The sequence below is a fragment of the Acidovorax sp. LjRoot129 genome, from assembly GCF_964253765.1.
Lineage (GTDB): Bacteria > Pseudomonadota > Gammaproteobacteria > Burkholderiales > Burkholderiaceae_C > Acidovorax.
In genome coordinates, this window is sequence record NZ_CAXUSE020000001.1 from 1,438,128 (window position 1) to 1,457,455 (window position 19,328).

At 67.0% G+C, this 19,328-nt stretch carries 20 protein-coding genes; 4 read left to right on the forward strand and 16 right to left on the reverse strand.

Features of this window, described 5'->3' with window-relative positions:
- Positions 1-63: 63 nt before the first annotated feature.
- On the forward strand, positions 64-588 hold the full coding sequence (folK, locus tag ACSQ3Q_RS06640) for a 2-amino-4-hydroxy-6-hydroxymethyldihydropteridine diphosphokinase (RefSeq protein ID WP_436133614.1): 525 nt from the start codon (positions 64-66) through the stop codon (positions 586-588).
- Positions 589-630: 42 nt separating this feature from the next.
- Here the strand turns inward: folK and ACSQ3Q_RS06645 are convergent, their stop codons facing one another.
- Positions 631-1,269, reverse strand: coding sequence for a cysteine hydrolase family protein (locus tag ACSQ3Q_RS06645; protein WP_436133615.1), 639 nt, complete (start codon positions 1,267-1,269; stop codon positions 631-633).
- A 113-nt stretch (positions 1,270-1,382) separates the two neighbouring features.
- Here ACSQ3Q_RS06645 and ACSQ3Q_RS06650 point away from each other — a divergent pair, with 113 nt between their 5' ends.
- Positions 1,383-2,402 carry a GlxA family transcriptional regulator gene (locus ACSQ3Q_RS06650; RefSeq protein WP_436133616.1) on the forward strand — a complete coding sequence of 340 codons (1,020 nt, stop codon included), beginning with the start codon at positions 1,383-1,385 and terminating at the stop codon, positions 2,400-2,402.
- Positions 2,403-2,616: 214 nt separating this feature from the next.
- On the opposite strand, the gene ACSQ3Q_RS06655 is transcribed toward ACSQ3Q_RS06650, so the two are convergent.
- From ACSQ3Q_RS06655 to ACSQ3Q_RS06670, 4 genes are all read right to left on the reverse strand, one after another.
- Complete coding sequence (locus ACSQ3Q_RS06655) at positions 2,617-3,594, reverse strand: Bug family tripartite tricarboxylate transporter substrate binding protein (protein ID WP_436133617.1); 978 nt, start codon at positions 3,592-3,594, stop codon at positions 2,617-2,619.
- Between the two features lie 205 nt (positions 3,595-3,799).
- Positions 3,800-4,462, reverse strand: a complete 663-nt coding sequence (locus tag ACSQ3Q_RS06660; protein WP_436133618.1) for a response regulator transcription factor — start codon at positions 4,460-4,462, stop codon at positions 3,800-3,802.
- Complete coding sequence (locus ACSQ3Q_RS06665) at positions 4,459-6,603, reverse strand: PAS domain S-box protein (protein WP_436133619.1); 2,145 nt, start codon at positions 6,601-6,603, stop codon at positions 4,459-4,461. The genes ACSQ3Q_RS06660 and ACSQ3Q_RS06665 overlap by 4 nt, the downstream gene beginning before the upstream one ends.
- Positions 6,604-6,782: 179 nt before the next feature.
- On the reverse strand, positions 6,783-7,850 hold the full coding sequence (locus ACSQ3Q_RS06670; protein ID WP_436133620.1) for a CDP-6-deoxy-delta-3,4-glucoseen reductase: 1,068 nt from the start codon (positions 7,848-7,850) through the stop codon (positions 6,783-6,785).
- Between the two features lie 106 nt (positions 7,851-7,956).
- Between ACSQ3Q_RS06670 and ACSQ3Q_RS06675 the strand changes: the two genes are divergently transcribed.
- The gene (locus ACSQ3Q_RS06675) at positions 7,957-8,943 is read left to right on the forward strand and encodes an SDR family oxidoreductase (RefSeq protein WP_436133621.1); all 987 of its coding nucleotides are present in this window, start codon (positions 7,957-7,959) and stop codon (positions 8,941-8,943) included.
- Here ACSQ3Q_RS06675 and ACSQ3Q_RS06680 read toward each other — a convergent pair.
- The 7 genes from ACSQ3Q_RS06680 to ACSQ3Q_RS06710 form a co-directional block, all read right to left on the reverse strand.
- Entirely contained in the window at positions 8,928-9,647 is a 720-nt protein-coding gene (locus ACSQ3Q_RS06680; protein ID WP_436133622.1) for a DUF4124 domain-containing protein, read from the reverse strand. The genes ACSQ3Q_RS06675 and ACSQ3Q_RS06680 overlap by 16 nt on opposite strands.
- A gap of 68 nt (positions 9,648-9,715) precedes the next feature.
- Positions 9,716-10,258 carry a hypothetical protein gene (locus tag ACSQ3Q_RS06685; RefSeq protein WP_436133623.1) on the reverse strand — a complete coding sequence of 181 codons (543 nt, stop codon included), beginning with the start codon at positions 10,256-10,258 and terminating at the stop codon, positions 9,716-9,718.
- Between the two features lie 325 nt (positions 10,259-10,583).
- A complete protein-coding gene (locus ACSQ3Q_RS06690; RefSeq protein WP_436133624.1) occupies positions 10,584-11,543 on the reverse strand; it encodes a chemotaxis protein in 960 nt (319 codons plus the stop codon).
- A gap of 151 nt (positions 11,544-11,694) precedes the next feature.
- Positions 11,695-11,997: an antibiotic biosynthesis monooxygenase family protein gene (locus tag ACSQ3Q_RS06695; RefSeq protein WP_436133625.1), complete on the reverse strand. Its 303-nt coding sequence runs from the start codon at positions 11,995-11,997 to the stop codon at positions 11,695-11,697.
- A 110-nt stretch (positions 11,998-12,107) separates the two neighbouring features.
- A complete protein-coding gene (locus ACSQ3Q_RS06700; protein ID WP_436133626.1) occupies positions 12,108-12,971 on the reverse strand; it encodes a LysR family transcriptional regulator in 864 nt (287 codons plus the stop codon).
- Positions 12,972-13,012: 41 nt separating this feature from the next.
- A complete protein-coding gene (locus ACSQ3Q_RS06705; RefSeq protein WP_436133627.1) occupies positions 13,013-13,420 on the reverse strand; it encodes a hypothetical protein in 408 nt (135 codons plus the stop codon).
- 237 nt (positions 13,421-13,657) lie between these two features.
- Entirely contained in the window at positions 13,658-14,560 is a 903-nt protein-coding gene (locus tag ACSQ3Q_RS06710; RefSeq protein ID WP_436133628.1) for a LysR family transcriptional regulator, read from the reverse strand.
- A 134-nt stretch (positions 14,561-14,694) separates the two neighbouring features.
- On the opposite strand from ACSQ3Q_RS06710, the gene ACSQ3Q_RS06715 reads away from it, so the two are divergent.
- Positions 14,695-15,336, forward strand: coding sequence for an NAD(P)-dependent oxidoreductase (locus tag ACSQ3Q_RS06715; protein ID WP_436133629.1), 642 nt, complete (start codon positions 14,695-14,697; stop codon positions 15,334-15,336).
- Between the two features lie 298 nt (positions 15,337-15,634).
- On the opposite strand, the gene ACSQ3Q_RS06720 is transcribed toward ACSQ3Q_RS06715, so the two are convergent.
- The 4 genes from ACSQ3Q_RS06720 to ACSQ3Q_RS06735 form a co-directional block, all read right to left on the reverse strand.
- Positions 15,635-16,498, reverse strand: coding sequence for a fumarylacetoacetate hydrolase family protein (locus tag ACSQ3Q_RS06720; protein ID WP_436133630.1), 864 nt, complete (start codon positions 16,496-16,498; stop codon positions 15,635-15,637).
- Between the two features lie 55 nt (positions 16,499-16,553).
- The gene (locus tag ACSQ3Q_RS06725) at positions 16,554-17,309 is read right to left on the reverse strand and encodes an SDR family oxidoreductase (protein WP_436133631.1); all 756 of its coding nucleotides are present in this window, start codon (positions 17,307-17,309) and stop codon (positions 16,554-16,556) included.
- 63 nt (positions 17,310-17,372) lie between these two features.
- Positions 17,373-18,653 carry a TRAP transporter large permease subunit gene (locus ACSQ3Q_RS06730; protein WP_436133632.1) on the reverse strand — a complete coding sequence of 427 codons (1,281 nt, stop codon included), beginning with the start codon at positions 18,651-18,653 and terminating at the stop codon, positions 17,373-17,375.
- Between the two features lie 27 nt (positions 18,654-18,680).
- Positions 18,681-19,286, reverse strand: coding sequence for a TRAP transporter small permease (locus ACSQ3Q_RS06735; protein WP_436133633.1), 606 nt, complete (start codon positions 19,284-19,286; stop codon positions 18,681-18,683).
- Positions 19,287-19,328: the final 42 nt, after the last annotated feature.

A 19,328-nucleotide genomic window follows, 5' to 3' on the forward strand; every position in this document is an offset into this window, starting at 1 on the left:
CGTTGCATCGCGCAAGCCGCTGCGGTGGGCGCGGCGGTTTGAAGTACACAACGCACCGTAGCCATGACACCCGTCCTGGAAGAAGGCCGCCACGCGCCGCGGCCTGACATCGCCCCAGGCGCCACGGCCTACATCGGCCTGGGCGCCAACCTGGGCGATGCGCCCGGCACGCTCAGTGCCGCTGTCGCCTCCGTCGCGGCCCTGCCGGGCACGAAAGTGCTGCGGGGGTCCTCGCTGTACCGCAGTGCACCGGTCGATGCCACCGGCCCCGACTACTACAACGCCGTCGTGGCCGTGCGCACGTCGCTGGCTCCCCGCGACCTGCTCACGGCGCTCCAGGCCATCGAGGCCGGTGCTGGGCGCGAGCGCCCCTTCCGCAACGCGCCCCGCACGCTGGACCTGGACATCCTGCTGTTTGGTGGACACGTCATCGATACCCCCACCCTCACCGTGCCCCACCCGCGCCTGCGCGAGCGCGCCTTCGTCTTGCTGCCGCTGGCCGAAATCGCGCCAGACCAGGTCGATGCCGCGTGGCTGGCCGGCGTGCAGGACCAGCGCATTGAGCGGCTGGGGGCAGTCTGGCTCTGAACCGAGGTCATTTGCACGGGTGGGCTGCCCCGGCCTGGCCCATCACTCCGCCTGCCGTGCGCGCTGGTTGGACGCAAACACGTTGTCCTTGGGCAAGGCCTCGCCAGCCTGCAGCGCCGTGACCCACTCGCTTGTCGAGGCCGCGGCAGCAAAGTTGCTGTGGAACACGACGCTGAACACGCGGTGAATCTCCTCGGCGCTGGCACTGCCGGCCGCATTGGCATAAGGCAGGGCGCCACTCGCGTCGCTCAGAAACTCCACGCCCAGGCCTCGGTGCGAGGCTTCGTAAATCGTGCTGGCATCGCAGTTGTGCGTCATGTAGCCCACGATGGTCAGGGTATCGATGCCGCGCTCGGCCAGCCACTCGGCCAGGCCGGTGTGGGTGAAGGCGCTGGCCATCGTCTTTTCGATGCGGTGGTCGGCGTGGCAGCGTGCCACCTCGGGGTGCAGCTGCCAGCGCTCGGTGGCCTTGTCGAACACGGGGGCACCCGAGGGTGCGGTGTGCTGCACCACCACCACCGGCACGCCGGCGGCGTGGGCGGCGTCCATCGCCCGGGCGATGTTGGGCAGCGTGTCGGCCACGGGTGGGTATTCGATGGGCAGGTTGCCGCCTGCGAAATACTCGTTCTGCACATCGATGACGATCAGGGCGCGGCGTGGGGCGGTGGTGGGGGAGGTCATGGTCTGGGTCCTTGGTGAAACGAGAGCGGGTTGAAGGAATGGAGTGATTGTTCGTCTTGCGGCGCATCATCAAAAGTGGCTTGATTGACACTCATCGATAGAATTGAGCCATCATGCACATCACTTTCCAGTCCGATTCCCGTGCCGTTTCTCCACCCGCCCCCACTGCCGCGACCGCCCCGGACACCGTGGCAGTGGTGGCCTTTGACGGCATCAGCCCTTTTCACCTCTCGGTACCCTGCCTGGTGTTTGGCGAGGACCGCACCGCCGAGGGCGTGCACCGCTACCGGCTCGTGGTGTGTGGTGTGGAGACCGGCCCGCTGCGTACCTCTGCCGGGTTTGGCATCCAGGTGGACCATGGCCTCGCGGCATTGCGGCGCGCGCAGATCATCGTAGTGCCGTCGTGGCGCGACGACCTGGCTGCCGCGCCGCCCGCGTTGCTGGCAGCGCTGCGGGCCGCGCACCGCCGGGGTGCGCGCATCGTGGGCCTGTGCCTGGGCGCCTTTGTGCTGGCCGAGGCGGGGCTGCTGGATGGCCGGGCCGCCACCACGCACTGGGCGCTGGCGTCGGAGTTTGCGCGGCGCTACCCGCAGGTACTGCCGCGCCCCGAGGTGCTGTACGTCGAGGACGGGCCCGTGCTCACGTCAGCCGGCACGGCGGCGGGCATCGACTGCTGCCTGCACTTGCTGCGCCAGCAACATGGCGCCGAAGTGGCCAACCGCGCGGCGCGGCGCATGGTGGTGGCGCCACACCGGCAAGGCGGGCAGGCGCAATACATTCAGCAGCCGGTGGCGCCTTCGGTGCGCGGGGATCGGCTGGCGCCGCTGCTGCAGTGGCTGGGCGAACACCTGCACGAAACACACACGCTGGAGGCCCTGGCCGAGCGTGCGGTGATGAGCCCACGGACCTTCACGCGGCGCTTTCGGCAGGCCACGGGGACCACGGTGGGGCTGTGGCTGCAGAACCAGCGCATTGCACTGGCCCAGCGCCTGCTGGAGGGCGGAGACCAATCCATCGAGGCCGTGGCCGCCGAAGCAGGGTTCGGATCGGCAGTCTCGCTGCGGCAGCATTTCTCTGCCGCGGTCGGCATCGCGCCGTCGGTGTACCGGCGGCAGTTTCGCGCTGCAGCTTGAATGCTATTGATTTAATAGCTACAAACGATTTACAGATAAGCGCTGGGTGCCTTTTTAAGCAATATTCTGGGGTGCGGGGCACGCCTCTCACGCCGTGGTCGCTACACAGCTCCCCGAAAACTGTCCGGCGCGGTGCGGTGCACCGGTGGGTACGGGCTCGGCAGGCCCACCGGATGCATCGCCTTTGCAGCCCAGTGCAAAGCGCGTCGCGGGGTCAGTCGACCTTGGCGCCGGAAGCCTTCACGACCTGCTGGTACTTGGCGCGCTCGGCGGCCATGAAGCTGTCGAACTGCGCGGGCGTGGTGGGCACGGGCTCAGCCAGCAGGGCGCCGAAGCGGGTCTTGGTCTCGGGCGCATTGAGGGCCGCCACAAAGGCCTTGTTCAGCTTGTCGACGATGGGCTTGGGCGTGGCTGCGGGTGCCACCAGGCCCCACCAGGTGTCGATGGAAAAACCCTTGAAGGTCGCGGACAGCGGCGGCACGCCGGGCAGCGAGGCCGAGGCGTCCTGCGAGGTCACGGCCAGTGCCTTGAGCTTGCCTGCGCGGATGTTGGGCGCAGCGGCGGCCAGGTTGTCGATGTTGAAGTCCACCTCGCCCGCCAGCAGCGCCAGCTGCGCCGGGTTGGCGCCGCGGTAGGGGATGTGCAGCGCGAAGATGCCCGCGCGCTGCTTGAACATCTCGCCCGCCAGGTGGCCTGCGCTGCCGTTGCCGCCGCTGCCGTAGTTGAGCTTGGCGGGGTTGGCCTTGGCGTACGCAATCAGATCGGCCACGGTGTTGATCTTGAGTTGCTCGGCCTTGGCGGCGTTGATGACCAGCACGTTGGGCACGCGCACCATCTGCGTGATGCCGGCGAAGTCCTTGGCGGCGTCAAAAGGCATCTTGGCGTAGAGCCAGGGGTTGACGGCATGGGTGGCGGTGGCCGAGATGCCGATGGTCAGGCCGTCAGGTGCTGCCTTGGCAATTGCGTCGGCACCAATGTTGCCGCCGGCACCCCCCTTGTTGTCGATGATCACCGTGCCCAGCGAGTCGCGCACACGCTCGGCCAGCGCACGCGCCGTGACGTCGATGGGGCCGCCGGCGGCGTAGGGCACGATCAGGCGGATGGGCTGGCCCGAGTCCTGCGCGAACGCGATGTGGGAAGAAAAAGCCGCTGCGATAGCGGTGCTGGCAAGGAGGAGGTTTCTGCGGTTCATGGTGCGATTGTGCAAAAAAATCGTAAGAGGGCTTATGAAGAGGTGCCAAGCAGTGTGATCGAAGCTGCGTTGGCGAAGTTTTCCGGGTCTCCTGCACCGGGCGGGCGGGGCGGGAGAGCCGGTCTTTTTGCAAGAAAGTACCCCGGCACATCCGAAGCAACCCGTGCAGTTGGCAAGCGCCGCGCTCCGGGCACTGAACGCAGCCTCACCCCATCTGCTGGATCAGCATGCCCAGCTCATGCGACGAGCGGATGTCCAGCTTCAAGAAGATGGCCGAGCGGTGCGTGTCCACCGTTCGTGGGTCGATCGGGCGTTCAGGGTCACGCTGGGCCATCGCCCGGGCGGCTTCCTTGCTGCTGATGCCGGTGGCCAGCAGGCGCGCCACCTCTTGCTGGCGGGGGCTGAGGGAATTCCAGCGCTCCAGTAGCTGGGTGCGCTGCAGCGCGCGCGTTGCCACTTCCTGCGACAACGTGGCGGCGCGCTGCACGGCGGCCAGCAGCGTGGCTTCGTCGCAAGGCTTCTCCAGCCAGTCCACGGCGCCTTGCTTGACAGCAGCCACGGCCGAGGCCAACTCGCCGTGGGCGGAGAGGAACACCGTCTTGAGCACCGTGCCCCGCTCGCGCATGGCCTCGAACACCTGCAGGCCGCTCATGCCATCCATGCGCAGGTCGAGCAGCACACAACCGGGGCGCGCCAGGTTGGCACCCGCGAGGAAATCCGGCCCGCTGGCAAACGACTGGGCTACGTGGCCGCCGGCCAGGAGCAGCGTGGCCAGCGAATGGCGCACGCCTTCGTCGTCGTCGACGATGTAGACGTGGAGCGGCACTGTGTGAGCGGCGTCGGTAAGGGAGGTGTGGGGTTCGGTCATGAAGAGGCTGCGGGGGGCTCGGTATGCAGGGGCAGCCGGATCTCGAAGATGGCGCCGCCGCCCTCGCGGTTGCGGGCCAGCAGCTCGCCACCCATGCTTTCGACGATGGATCTGCAGATGTTGAGGCCCAGCCCCAGGCCGTCGGAGCGGGTGGTAAAAAACGGCTCGAACAGACGGTCGGCAATTTCGGGCGCAAGGCCGGGGCCGCGGTCCAGCACTTCGAGTAACGCCCGGCCCGCGCTGGACGTGGTGCGCAGCAGCAGCTCATGCGCAGGGCGTGGCGCGGTGGGGAGTGGCATGGCCTGCATGGCCTGCAGAGCGTTCAGGCCCAGGTTGAGCACCACCTGCTCCAGCAGCACCCGGTCGGCGCTTACACACACCGGCTTTGGGGCCAGCTCGAGCTGCACGGCTACGCCATGGCGGCGTGCCTCGGCGCGCAGCAGCAGGGCCAGGGGCTGGTCCACGGCGGCGTTGAGGTCGCAGGGCTCGCGCGATTCTGGGTGCTGGCGCACCCAGCGGCGAATGCGGCCCACGATGTCGGCCGCACGCAGCGCCTGGGCAGACAGCGCAGCCAGGGTGTCGTTCAACAGCTCGGCCTTGCCCTGCGCCGCCAAAGACTTGGCGGCAGCCGCGTAGTTGACCAGTGCCGCCAGCGGCTGGTTGAGCTCGTGCGCCAGGGTCGAGGCCATCTCGCCCACGGTGATCACGCGCTGCACGCGTTGCAGCTGGGCCTCGCGCTGCTGCTGCTGTTCTTCGGCGCGCTTTTGGGCGGTGATGTCCACCACCGAGCTCATCCAGCCGATGTGCTGGCCGTTGCCGTCGATGAGGCGCGCCGTGTAGAACATGGTGTACACGTCCGTGCCGTTGCGGTGGCGCAGGCGGTTTTCCTTGCCCTGGGGGGTGAATTTGCCCGCCAGCACGGTGTCGATGTCGTTCCAATGCCGCGCAAGGTCGTCGGGGTGCCAGTAGGGGTAAGGAGGCACGCTGCCGATGAGCTCGGAAGCGGAATAGCCCACCATGTCGCACATGGCGGCGTTCACATAGACGATGCGGCCCTCCAGGTCACGCGCCCGCATGCCCACCAGGAGCGAATCTTCCATCGACTGGCGGAAAGCCTGCGCCTGCTGCAGGGCATGGGTGCGTTCCTGCACGCGCTGCTCCAGCTCGATGCGGGCCTGGCGGTTTTCAGCAAGTCGGCGTTCGCGCAGTTGCCAGTACAGCGCCCCCAGCACCAGCAGGCCCGAGGCCAGCGTGGCCAGCGCCCAGGCCTGCTGGCGCGCCAGGGCCACGACCTTGCTGTCGGCGGTGATGGTCAGCGTCCAGCCCAGGTCGGGCAGCGGTTCTTCGTAGGCCAGGTAGTCCTTGCCCGTGTCGGGTACACGCAGTTCTTTGCCAGGCTGGCCTTTGCGCGGTTCACTGCCCTGCAGCAGTTTCCAGGGCACGGGCTGCGGCGTCCATTGCGCGCCATATTGCTCGTCGTGCTGCACCTGCTGCACTGCATCGGGCGGCACGTCGCGGGTGGTTTTGTAAAGCCAGCTGGCGACAGAGCCGAGGAAAACAATGCCGCGCTCATCGGCCAGGAACACCGGATCGCGGAGCTGCGCCCAGGTGTCGACGATGGGCTGCATGCGCACCTTGACGGCCACCACGCCAATCACTGTGCCATCGGCCTGCCGCACCGGGGCCGACGCAAACAGCCCGGGCTCGCCAGTGGTTTTGCCCACGCCATAAAAGCGCCCCGCTGAACCATGCAGCGCATCGCGAAAGTAGGGGCGGTTGCGATAGTTCTGGTCCACAAAGCTGCTGGGGGTGTCCCAGTTGCTGGATGCCAGCGTCATGCCCTGCGCATCCATCACGTACAGGGTGTCGGAGCCGGCGTGGGTGTTGACGGTTTTCAGGTAGGCGTTGGCTGCCTCACGCACCTGCGGCGAGGCAGGGTTGCCCAACAGTTGTGTGACCAGCGGCTGCTGCGCGGCGGTGTAGGGCAAATAGCTGTAGCGCGTGGCCACCCCGCGCAGGGCCAGGGCCTGCACCTCGGCGGAGCGGCGCAGGTTGTCCCACTGGTTGTCGAGCTCATTGCGCGTGGCCCATTCGCCCGCGCCCAGCACCAGCAGCACGGCCACGCCCAGCACAGCGGACATGGGGCCCGCGCTACGCAAGGCCCGGCGCCAACCGGTGGGCTCGGCAGGCGGTGTGAGGCCTTGTGTGAATGGGGAAGGGGATGAAGGTGCGGGGGATGGCGAGGTTGGAATGGCCGCGCCCGCCCCCGCAGCCTCAGTACCGACGGATGGACGGGTAGGAATGGCCACGCCCGTTGTCCTCAGCCGCCGTGCTTGTCGGCCTCGGAGGTGAAGGCGTCGGCGTAGAACTCTTCGGGTGGCAGGCCGCGGTGCGCGCTGTAGCTGTCGCGCGCGGACTCCACCACGATGGGCGCGCCGCAGGCGTACACCTGATGCCCCGAAAGATCGGCAAAATCATCGAGCACCGCCTGGTGGACGAAGCCGCTGCGGCCCGTCCAGCCGTCCTCGGGCTGGGCGTCAGACACCACGGGCACATAAGTCAGGTGGGGCATCTCGGCCGCACGCGCCAACACCCAGTCGTGCATGTACAAATCGCCCGGGCGCCGGCCTCCCCAGTAGAGCGCGGTGGGGCGGGTGATGCCCTTGAACTGCATGTGCTCAATGAGTGCCTTGATGGGCGCAAAGCCCGTGCCCGAGGCCAGCAGCACGATGGGCTTGTTGGAGTCTTCGCGCAGGAAGAAGCTGCCAAAAGGCCCCTCGACCCGCAGGATCTCTTTTTCCTTCATTGCGCCGAACACATGGTCGGTGAACTTGCCACCGGCCATGTGGCGGATGTGCAGCTCCACGCCGGGGGCGCCGGTCTGCGTGTGGGGCGCATTGGCCATCGAGTACGCGCGGCGGGCGCCATCGCGCAGGATGAATTCGATGTACTGGCCCGCGTGGTAGCGGAAGGTGTCTGCTGCGGGCAACTGCAGGCGCACCTGCATCACGTCGTGTGATTTCTTTTCGAGCGTGGACACACGCACCGGCATCTTCTTGATCGGGTACGCGCTTTCGTCGGTGACCTGGCGGGATTCGAGCACCACGTCCGTCAAGGGCTGCGCGCAGCATGTCAGCACCAGGCCAGCGGCCTCTTCATCTGCGGTAAGCGCCTTGGACTGGTGGGGCCCATGGTGCACGGCGCCGCTGATCTTCTTGCACTTGCACGAGCCGCAGGCACCGTCCTTGCAGCCATAGGGCAGGCCGATCCCGCTGCGGATCGCGGCGCCGAGGATGGCTTCGCCAGGGTTGGCGTTGAAAGCGCGGCCGCTGGGCTGCACGGTGATCTGGAAGGCTGCTGCAGGGTTTGCGGCTTCGGCGCTGGTCATCTTGTGGGTATCCTTGGGACGTACTTCTTCAAGAACCGGTGTGTTTGTTCATTCCATTGCCGGGCTTTACCCGATGGACTGCCGGTTCGCGCAAACGGACCCGATTTTGCCCTCAATCCAAAACCCCCTTGGCGCCCTGCCAGCGCGCTTTCGCCGTGAACGCCTGCTGATCGTGGGCTGTGGCGATGTGGGCCAACGCGTCGCCCGCCGGCTTCAGAACGGGCCCGGCGCCGGCCGCGTGCAGGTGCTGGCTCTCACCTCGAGCCCTGAACGCACGGATGCCCTGCGCGCGCAGGGCATCCGCCCGCTGCTGGGCAATCTGGACGACATAGCCACATTGCGGCGCCTTGCGGGCCTGGCCACGCGTGTGCTGCATCTGGCGCCGCCACCGGGCGAGGGCGCTGGCGGCGATGGCTGGTGGCGTGACCCCCGCACGGTGGCGCTGGCCCGCGTGCTGCGGCTGCGCAGCCTGCCGGTCTCGTTCGTGTACGCGTCGACCACGGGCGTTTACGGTGACTGCCAGGGCGCGCTCGTGCCCGAGACACGCGCCGTGGCCCCCGCCACGCCCCGCGCCCAGCGCCGCGTGAATGCCGAGCGCGCCGTGCGCCACCTGGGTCGCACCGGTGTGCGCGCCAGCGTGCTGCGCATTCCCGGCATTTACGCGCCCGACCGCGAAGGCGGAACGCCCGAAGCGCGCCTGCGCCGCGGCACCCCGGTGCTGGCGCCTGAAGACGATGTGTTCACCAACCACATCCACGCCGACGATTTGGCACGTACCTGCCTGGCCGCCCTGTGGCGCGCCCGGCCCCAGCGCATCTACAACGCGAGCGACGATTCCGAACTGAAGATGGGGGACTACTTTGACCTTGCGGCCGACCTGTACGGCCTGCCGCGCCCGCCCAGGCTGCCGCGCAGCGCGGCGCAGGAGCAATTGCCGGTGATGCTGCTGAGCTTCATGAACGAGTCGCGCCGGCTGGACAACCGGCGGATGGTGGAGGAGTTGGGGGTGAGGCTGCGGTATCCGACGGTCGCTGAAGGGCTGCGCACTGCCGCGCCGTCATCGGGAACGAAGCAGGGTCAGCAGGGCGCCTGACCGCCGCTCGAGCGGCAGACGCCACCCGGTCCCGGGAACCGGCCTGGCCCCGCGCGGGGATAGGTGTTCCCCTGGTTGTCGGTGCAACGGAAATCGCCGCACTGTGTAAGGCGTGGCGGTGGCTGGGGAGTGCCCACCTGCGGGTACGGATCGGGAAACAAGGGGCGCGGCCGTCCGGTCGGCACCACCACCACGCGCGGCTGGTTCGCACGGGCCTTTTCCACCTCCGCATAACCCTGCGGGCCCAGGCAATCCAGGTCGACCTGGCGCTGCGCGGCTTCAAGCCTTAGCTCCTGCTCGTAGGTCGAGCGGCTGAGCCCGGCCGCCACACCCTCCAGGTTGCGCCGGGAGCGCGCGCACTCGGGGGAGCGGGCGTAGTCCTGGGGTTGCGGCGCAGCGGCCGCGGCCTGGGCGGCGCGTGCGCGGTCACGTTCCGCAGCACGGCGGGCGTCGGTTTCAGCCGCAGTGGCTTCGGCCTGCTGCCGTTGTTGCTTGCGCTCCAGCGCCTCGGCGGCCAGTTCGCGTTCCAATAGCCGCTCTTCCGGTGTCTTGCGCGCCTCCACCTCCCGAGCCGCGGTTCCGCCCTCGCAGCTTCCATCGGTGTACGTGACCTTGCCGGTGCGCGCATCGGTGCAGCGCAGGACCTGCGCCTGCGCGCCCCCAGCAATGACCACAGCGCACAGGCCGAAAAGGAGAGGGCGCATGCAAATCATCATGTCAAAGGCGTGGAGGCCAGGAAAGAGGTGGGCGGGGTGCAGGCGCCGCAATCCCGTCAGGGCTTGTCAGCGCTGTTCGACTGCTGACGCGAACGCCAGTCTTGCGGATGGGGCGTATAGCTGTCGGGCGCAATCCGGCCGGGGCGTGGTGCATCGCGGTTGCGGCGGTCGTCGGCGGCGCGGCGGTCGCGTTCGGCCTGCTCGCGGATGGCCTGGTCACGGTCGCGCTGGCGGCGGTCGGCGTCGCGGGCTTGCTGGTCACGGCGGTCGCGGGCCTGATCGCGTGCCGCACGGTCGCGCTCGGCGCGGTCCCTTTCGCGCTCACGTTCGCGCCAGTCGTTGCGGTTGCGGTCACGCTCCCAGCGGTCGTCCTGGCGGTCGCGGCCACCGTAGTAGATGACCGCGGGCGGGGCGGAATACGCGGGATAGACGGGCTGGGGGCTCGAATACACCGGGGAAGAGTTGTAGGTATAGCCTGGCTGCTGGTACACGGGGTACGGGGACGGATCGTAGTACGGGTCCCCGGGCACGGTGGCGCAGCCAGTCACCGCGGCGCCCAGGACCGCGATGGAAATGATGCGGGCGAATTTGTTTGTCATGCTGTTTCGACCCCGGCAGGCAGTGGGTGTTCCTGTCTGCTCGTAAAGCCCCCGAAAAGCACCCCGGCGGGATGTCACAAATTCGTGGGCTGGCGCATTGAAGCCGCTTTCACTTTAGCGCCCGGGCCCCCCATTTGGTTGACCTCTATGCCGATACGGGGAGTAGGACGAATTCTCTCGGCCTGCGCCGTCAACCGGCCTGCATGGGTCGGTAAATCAAAATTGATAGCAATCAATCGTTGCTATATAAGCGCTGGTAGCCATATTCACCAAATTATCCAGCCGCCAGGACGCCCATCCACAAGGTTTGTTCTTTACCCGCCGGTTACTTGGGCAGAACCCGCCGGATGGTCTGGGCCAGGTCTTCCGCCACGAACTTCGCCACGTAACCATCGGCCCCAACGCTGCGCACATGGTCTTCATTGGCCGAGCCCGACAGGGACGAGTGGATCAGCACGGGCAGGCCATGAAAGCGCGCGTCCTGCTTGATGTTGCGGGTCAGGGTGAAGCCGTCCATCTCGGGCATTTCCAGGTCGGTCAGCACCATGGCGACCTTGTCGAGCACCGTTTTGCCTTCGGCTTCGGCGTTTTTTGCGATGGCATTCAGGCGGTCCCAGGCCTCCTTGCCCGACTTGACCATTTCGTACGGCGCATTCAGGACCTTGAGTTCCTGCTCGATGAGCGAGCGCGCCACAAACGAGTCGTCGGCTGCCAGGATGATGGTGCCCGGCTTGAGCACCAGCTTGGCGCCCACCTTTTCTTCGGTGACCTCGTGCCCGTCCGATGGCGACACCATCTGCAGGATGGCTTCCACGTCCAGCACCTGAGCCAGGCGCGATTCGTCGGTGTTGCCATCGAGCCTGGCGATGCTGGTGACCAGCTTGCCGGCGGCGCCGCTGGTTTCGGCCGACAGCACCTGTTTCCAGTCCAGGCGCACGATGTCTTCGACCGACTCCACCGCAAACGCTTGGGTGGTGCGCGCGTATTCGGTCACCAGCATGATGTTCAGGCCGGTCTGGGGCTTGCAGCCGACGATGGCTGGCAGGTCCAGCACCGGGATCACTTGGCCGCGCAGGTTGACCACGCCCAGCGAGTACTGGGTGGTACCCGCAATCGGGGTGATGCTGGGCATGGCCACGATCTCGCGGATCTTGAAGACGTTGATGCCGAACAGCTCAGATTTACCCAGGGCACTGTCGGTACCCAGGCGGAACAGCAGCAATTCGAACTTGTTGGTGCTGGTGAGGTTGGTCCGCTCGTCGATATCCTGCTGCACAGCTTTCATGATGGGTCCTTCGCGCAGAAAAATGGAAGATACGCGCGTTTACAAATTCTAGGATCAGAACGGTATGCGCAGTGCGCTAAATGTTCAGGCAATACCCGAATAGTGCCAGTACAGCGCCCCGCGTCGCGCCACCGTCACAGCCAGGGCCACATCAGCCCGGCGGCAACGCCACCGGCGTGAAATGCACCACCGTAGGGAACGGGTCGTAGAAATGGTGCAGCAACTGCTTCCATTCCTGGTATTGCGGCGATTGGCGAAAGCCCACTTCGTGGTCTGCGAGCGTGAGCCAGCGCACGAGCAGAACGTAATCCTGCGGCCGTTCGATGCAGTGGCCCAGCTCGTGCGACACATAGCCGGCCATGGCGGCGATGATCTTCTGTGCCTGGGCAAATGCCTGCTCAAAGGCGGTGTTCTGCCCGGGGCGAACGGTCAGATGGGCGATTTCAAGGACCATGGTGGCTGCGCACTCGGCGCTGTGGGTGGCTGGAAGTGCCGTTGTACCGCATCCTGCCCAGCGCAATGGCAACCCTCGCAGCGTTCAAGAGCGACCAGAGTCGCCAGCGCTTACGCAGCGTTTGTCTTCGGAAACGCCGGTGCCACCAGGCACGATGCCAGGCGGCCCAGCAGCGCAAGCATGGGTGCGTCCGACGCGTCGCAGGCCAGGCCCAGGTGGCGTGAAAACGCCAGCGGTCCGTCCAGCGGCCGCGTGACGGCATGGCGCGCATGCGCCGCGTACGACTGCGGCACCACGGCCACGCCCAGGCCGCTGTCCACCATGTGCAGCAACAGTTCTTCGCGCTCGGCGCTGGCCTGTACCTCCAGTGCAATGCCGCGCTCGGCCAGCAGGCGGATAAAGGATTGGTGCAGCGGGCAGTGGGGCCATTCGATGAGCGGCACGCCCTGCAGGTCGGCCAGACCAAATTTCTTCTTGAAGCGCAGCGGGTGCTCTTCGGGCAGCAGCATCACATAGGGCTCGCGCCACAGCGATACAAAGGTGTCGCCGGGTGGTTTGCAATGCTCGGCCACCAGGCGCAGGCGCGCGTCCTGCGCAGTGGCCGTGAGCCGCACCAGCGCGTGGGGCAGCAGCTCGGCAATCTGCGCAAACAGCGGCGCGGCGGGGCCGACCATCAGGTCGTCCTGCAGGAACACGCCCAGCGTCTCCCGCGGCGCATCGCGAAAGTCCCGCATCATGGCAGTCGATTGCGCGAGCAGGCTGCAGGCGCGCGGATACAGGCGGTGGGCGGCGGGCGTGGGCGCCAGGCCCTGGCGGCTGCGCTCGAACAGCACCGTGTTCAGCGCGTCCTCCAGGCCCTTGATGGCCATGCTGATCGAGGGTTGCGCCACGAAGCAGCGGCGCGCGGCGGTGGTCACCGAGCGTTCTTCATAGGCCGCCACAAAATAGCCGAGGGCGCGCAGGTCAAACAGCATGGTGGTGCAGGGCTGCACGAGCAGCCTGGGGTGAGGTTCGTTCAGGTCGGGGTGATGGTGGTGACGGTTTCGCGGAAATAGTCCATCTGGCCGTTTTGCGAGTGGCTCACGATCCACGTCACCGATTCCACTTCGCGCTGTTGTACTGCATAAAAGAAGCGCTGGTGCAGTTGGGTGATCACCCAGTCATTGCCCAGGTCCTGGCTGTGGGTGTGCACGATGTGCGTGCCCCGCGGAAAAACCTCGGGGCCCAGCCGCTGCACCACGGTCATCAGCTCGGCCTTGTTGCGGGCCACCTGCCAGGCGGTGTCGGCGTCGTCGCGGTAGTGGTCGATGCGGAAATCGATGTCGTCGGCAATGCTGCCCAGCAGCGTGGGCACGTCGCCTTTTTCAAACGCGGCCAGAACGCGGTCGATGGGGAAATGGGTGGGGGTGGGGCGGGTGGTCATGGGCGTTCTCCAGTCGGCGGGTTACAGGGTCAGAAGCGAGTTCTGGGAGGCGACTGTAGGGAGCCCGCGCGGCCTGCACAACGATGGAATTTGTGGGGCCCAACGATAAAAAATCGATGGATGGAAAGGAGGCGCGGCCTCGGCCTATGCTCGCGACCAATCAGCCTTGCCCAGAGGCGGCGCCCCCCGTACAGCGCCGGGTCCGACAGAGGTCAACGCGCCGCGTGGCAGTCGACCTCAGGCCGTAACACCCGGCACCTGCCTGAGGTAATCGTGCAGCGCCGCGATGGCCTGGCGCACCTTGGCCGGCTGCGCATCGCGTTGGGGCGTGACAGCCCAGATGTCCATGGTTCCAAAAGACCAGTCCGGCAGCAGCCGCACCAGCCGGCCGGCCTGCAGCGCCTCGTGCGAATCCATGCTGCCCACCAGCGCCAGGCCCAGCCCGGCCTCGCACATCTGCTGGATCGACAGCTGGTTGTTGCTGGCAATGCGCGGCTCCACCCGCAGCGCGCGCGGCTCGCCCGCAGGGCTGCGCAGGTCGATGAGAAGGCCACCGCTCTCACGCGCAAAGCCCAGCCAGCTGTGCGAGAGCAGCGCATCAGGGTGCTGCGGCATGCCGTGGGCCGCGACCCAGCCGGGCGCGGCGCACAGCCACCACTGCATGCCCCCCAGCCGCCGCGCGGCCCAGTTGGAATCTGCCAGGCGCCCGTAGCGCACCGCCAGGTCAATGCGCGCGTTGATGAGGTCGATGGTGGCGTCGTCCACCAGCAGGCGCAGGCGCAGCGCCGGGTGGGCGGCCAGCAAATCGCCAAGTGCCGGGGCAATGTGCCGCGCAAAGCCCACCGTGGCCGACAGGCGCAGTTCGCCGCTGGGCGCGTCGCGGGAGGCCGCCAGCTCGGCCCGCGCCTGCTCGGCCGCGGCCCACATGGCGGCGCAGCGTGCGTGGTAGCGCTGGCCCGCCTCGGTCAGCGCCAGCTTGCGCGTGGAGCGGTGCAGCAGCGTGACGCCGCCATCGCTCTCGAGCTTGCGCACCTGCTGGCTCACGGCCGAGGTGCTCATGCCCAGGGCGCGCGCGGCGCCGCTCATCGATCCGTGCTGGATCACGGCGGCAAACACGGCCATGCGTTTGAGATCTTCCATGGGGAGGCGCCGAGTAGTGTGAGTAGGCGGATTGTGAAGTACAGCTTCAAGCACAAGGCATTTTTAGCCCTCTACCGCCTGCTTTGACAAGCTCCTATTCTCACTCCATCGCAACTTGACCTGAGGACCTTCCCATGAACATCGCCCTGATCGGTGCCACCGGCTTTGTCGGCTCGGCCGTGCTCGATGAGCTGCTGCAACGCGGCCACCGCGTGACCGTGCTGGCGCGCAGCCCCGGCAAGCTGGCCGCCCGCGAAGGCCTGACCGTGGTGCCCGGTGACGCGCAGAACGCTGCCGAGGTCGCTCAAGCGGCGGCTGGCCATGACGCTGTGGTCAGCGCCTACAACCCTGGCTGGACGGTGCCCGACCTCCACGACCAGTTCCTTGCCGGGACGCGCGCCATCATCGACGGCACCAAGCAGGCCGGCGTGCGCCGCCTGCTGGTGGTGGGCGGCGCTGGCAGCCTCTTCGTGGCGCCCGGCGTGCAGCTGGTGGACACGCCCGAGTTCCCCGCCGAATGGAAGCAGGGCGCCCTGGCCGCGCGCGAGGCGCTCAACTGGGTCCGCACCGAAAACACGCTGGACTGGACCTTCCTCTCGCCCCCCATCCTGCTGGCCCCGGGCGAGCGCACCGGCAAGTACCGCCTGGGCACCGAAGCGCCGCTGATGAACGGCGACCAGCCCGGCGGCATCAGCGTGACCGACCTGGCGGTCGCCATCGTGGATGAACTGGAAACGCCGCGGCATGTGCAGCAGCGGTTCACGGTAGCGCACTGAGCAAGCCGGACGAGACGCCGGCGCTGGGCTGAAACGCGCGGCGGACAGAACCACGGAGGCAGGCAGATGCCGGCAGTGTCGGCATCCCGTAGAAACGACGGGTGAGGGTGCAGCGCCGCTGGACGCGGCACCGCGCCTCATGTCCTAAATTTCCGATATTGCTATTAATTTAATAGCTACTAGCGCTTATACATCAAGCGCTGGAGGCCATTTTTATTCAAGAAAGGCGCCCTTGGGCGGCACGCCGCTGATCGCGGCACCCGTGCCAATGCCGCCGTCGGCCTGCGTGCTCGCGCCCTCAGCCGTCGATCAGGCTCGGGTCCCACGCAAACACGGTCTGCTCTTGCTCGCCCAGCTTCTCGATGCCCAGCCGCATCACGTCGCCGGGCTTCAAGAACTGCGCCGCGGGCTTCTTGCCCATGCCCACGCCCGGCGGGGTGCCGGTGGTGATCAGGTCGCCCGGCTCCAGGGTCATGAAGCGGCTGAGGTAGCTCACCAGCTTTGCCACCGTGAAGATCATCGTGCGGGTGCTGCCGTTCTGCTGGCGCTCGCCGTTCACGTCCAGCCACATCGACAAGTTCTGCGGATCGCCGACCTCGTCGGCGGTCACCAGCCAGGGGCCGATGGGGCCGAAGGTGTCGCAGCCCTTGCCCTTGTCCCAGGTGCCGCCGCGCTCGAGCTGGTATTCGCGCTCGGAGATGTCGTTGATGGTGCAGTAGCCGGCCACGTGGGCCAGCGCGTTGTCCTCGCTCACGTAGCGCGCGCGGCTGCCGATGACCACGCCCAGCTCGACTTCCCAGTCGGTCTTGACCGAGTCCTGCGGCAGCACCACCGGGTGGTGGCAGCCCACGGCGCAGTCCACGGTCTTGGTGAAGACGATGGGCTCCTGGGGGATTGGCATGTTCGCCTCGGCTGCGTGGTCTGCGTAGTTCAGGCCGATGGCGATGAACTTGCGCATGCCGGTCCACGGCACGGCCAGGCGGCCCTGCGGCACGACGGGCAGTGTGCCCGCGTCCAGCCCGGCCAGCGCCGCAAGGCCGGCAGGCGACAGGGTGGCGGGACCGATGTCGGCCAGCACGGTGCTCAGGTCGCGCAGCGTGCCATCGGTGTGCAGCAGGGCAGGTTTTTCGTGGCCCTTGGGGCCGTGGCGCAGCAGTTTCATGGCTTGAAGCTCAGGGTGGATGGATCGGCAGGTGAAGAGGGTAAGCGGCTTTGGATCAGTTGGACCAGCCGCCGTCGATGATCTGGGCGGTGCCCGTGGTAAACGATGACTCGTCGCTGGCCAGGTACACGGCCAGGGCCGCGATCTCCTCGGCCCGGCCCAGGCGCCCCATCGGCTGGCGCTCCACAAAGCCGGCCTCGACCGCCGCCAGGCTCTGGCCCGTGGCCGCGGCCTGGGCGGTGATGCGCTCCATCAGCGACGGTGACATCACGGTGCCGGGGCAGATGGCATTGCAGCGAATGCCCTGGGCGACAAAGTCCGCCGCCACCGATTTGGTCAGGCCCACCACGGCCGCCTTGGTCGTGCTGTACACAAAGCGCCGGGACACGCCCTTGATGCTGCCGGCCACCGAGGCCATGTTGATGATGGAGCCGCCGCCGCGCGCCAGCATGCCCGGCAAAAAAGCCTTGATGGTGCGAAATTGCGAGCGCACGTTGAGGTTGAACGCAAAGTCCCACTCGTCGTCCGTGCAGTCAAGCAGGCTGCCCGCGTGCACAAACCCCGCGCCGTTGAACAGCACATCCACCGGCCCGGCCGCCGTCGCAGCGTCCTGCACGGCCTGGGTTTGCGTCACGTCGAGCACCTGCGTGTGGCAATCGATCTCATCGCGCAAGGTGGCAAGGGCATCGGCATTGATGTCGGTGGCAATCACGCGGGCGCCCTGGGTGGCAAACGCGATGGCCGTGGCGCGGCCGATGCCCTGGCCGGCGGCGGTGAGGAAGGCGGTTTTACCTGCGAGTCGGAGTGTCATGGTGGTGCCTTGGTTGCGAAGCCGGGTGGGTAGATCGGATCGGGTGCGGAGGCCACGCGCGCGTCAGCCGGTAAACCAGCGCAGCGGCGCCAGCACGGTCTGCGGGAACAGCACCATGATGAACATCACCGCAAACTCGGCCGCCATGAAGGGCAGCACGCCGCGCGTGACCTCGTCCATCTTCATGCGCCCCACGCCCGCCACCACATTCAGGATGGTGCCCACCGGCGGGGTGACCAGGCCGATGGAGTTGTTGATGATGAACAGCACGCCGAAGTAGACCGGGTCAATGCCCGCGGCCTTGATGACGGGCATCAGCACGGGGGTCAGGATCAGGATGGTGGGCGTCATGTCCATGGCGGTGCCCACCAGCATCACCAGCACCATGATCGCAATCAACAGCAGTGTCTGGTTGTCCATCAAGGGCTTGAGCAGTTCCACCATCTGGGCCGGCAGATTGGCCACCGTGATGAGCCAGGACGACACCATCGCAGCCGCCACCAGGAACATCACCACCGCCGTCGTCTTGGCCGCGGTGGTGAGGATGGGCAGCAGCGCGCGCAGCGGCAGCTCGCGGTAGATCACGCTGGCCACAAACAGCGAATACACGGCCGCGACCACGGCGGCCTCGGTCGGCGTGAACACGCCCATGCGCAGGCCCACCAGGATGAACACCGGCAAGGTCAGCGCCCACACCGACTCCCGCGCGGAGCGCCAGACTTCGGCTCCTGTCTTCTTCTCGGGCATGGCCAGCACCTCCTTGCGGCCCACCCACCACCAGGTCACCGCCAGGCCCACGCCGATCATGATGCCGGGGAAGATGCCAGCGATGAAAAGCTTGCTGATCGACACGTTGGCTGCCACGCCAAAGATCACAAACCCGATGCTGGGCGGAATGATCGGCCCGATGACGCCCGAGGCCGCGATCAACCCGCCCGACACTTCTTTCTTGTGCCCGGCCTTCACCATCATGGGCAGCAGCAGCGCGGTCAGCGCCGCGGCATCGGCCACCGCCGAGCCCGACAGCGACGACAGCAGGCAGGCCGCCAGGATCACCACGTAGCCCAGCCCCCCCTTCACGTGGCCCACCAGCGCCAGCGCAAAGTTGACGATGCGCTGCGAGAGGCCGCCCACGTTCATGATCTCGCCGGCCAGCATGAAGAACGGCACGGCCAGCAGCGGAAAGCTGTCGGCGCCGTTGATGAAGTTCTGCGCGAGGATTTGCGAGTCAAACAGGTCGAGGTGCCACATCAGCCCGACGCCACTGGCCAGCAGCGCGTAGGCGATCGGGATGCCCAGGGCCATGGCGCCGATCAGGCCGCCCAAGAAAATCAGCACGGTCATGGTGTTGTCTCCGGTGTTGAGGCTGCGTTACTTGCCGGCGCGCGGCAGCGGGCGGTCGCCCAACGGGGACGGGCTCGCGGCGTTCTCGCGCGCGAGCTCCGCCTGCAGCGCTTCCAGCTCGGCCTGCTCTTCGGATTCCTTGACCATCACCAGCTCTTCCTCGCTCACCTTGCCCGCCAGCACGCGCAGCAGCTGCAGCACCAGCAGAAAGCCCGCGCACACCGAAAACACCACGCCCGACGCGTAGAAGATGCCCATCGACGCGCCGGTGACCGGGGCTTCCACATCCCAGTTGATCTTCATCTGCTTCCAGCTGCCTTCAAAGAACAGCCAGGTGATGTAGAGCATCAGCACATGCCCGACCACCATGCAGACCTTCTTTCCTTGCACCGACAGGCGCGACACCAGCATGTCGGTGCCCAGGTGTGCGTTCTCCTTGATGGCCGCCACCGCGCCCAGGAAGGTGATCCACACGAAGAGCCAGCGCGAAAGCTCCTCGCTGACGGCGATGCCCGAGTTGAAGACGTAGCGCAGCACCACGTTGCCGAACACGAGCACCACCATGGCGGCCAGCGCCAGCGCAATGAGAAGGTTGATGGCCCGGACGTAGTGGTGGATGACGGTGTTGAGCATGCGGGGGTCTCCGTGGATGGCGGGCGGGTATCGTGTTTTTGA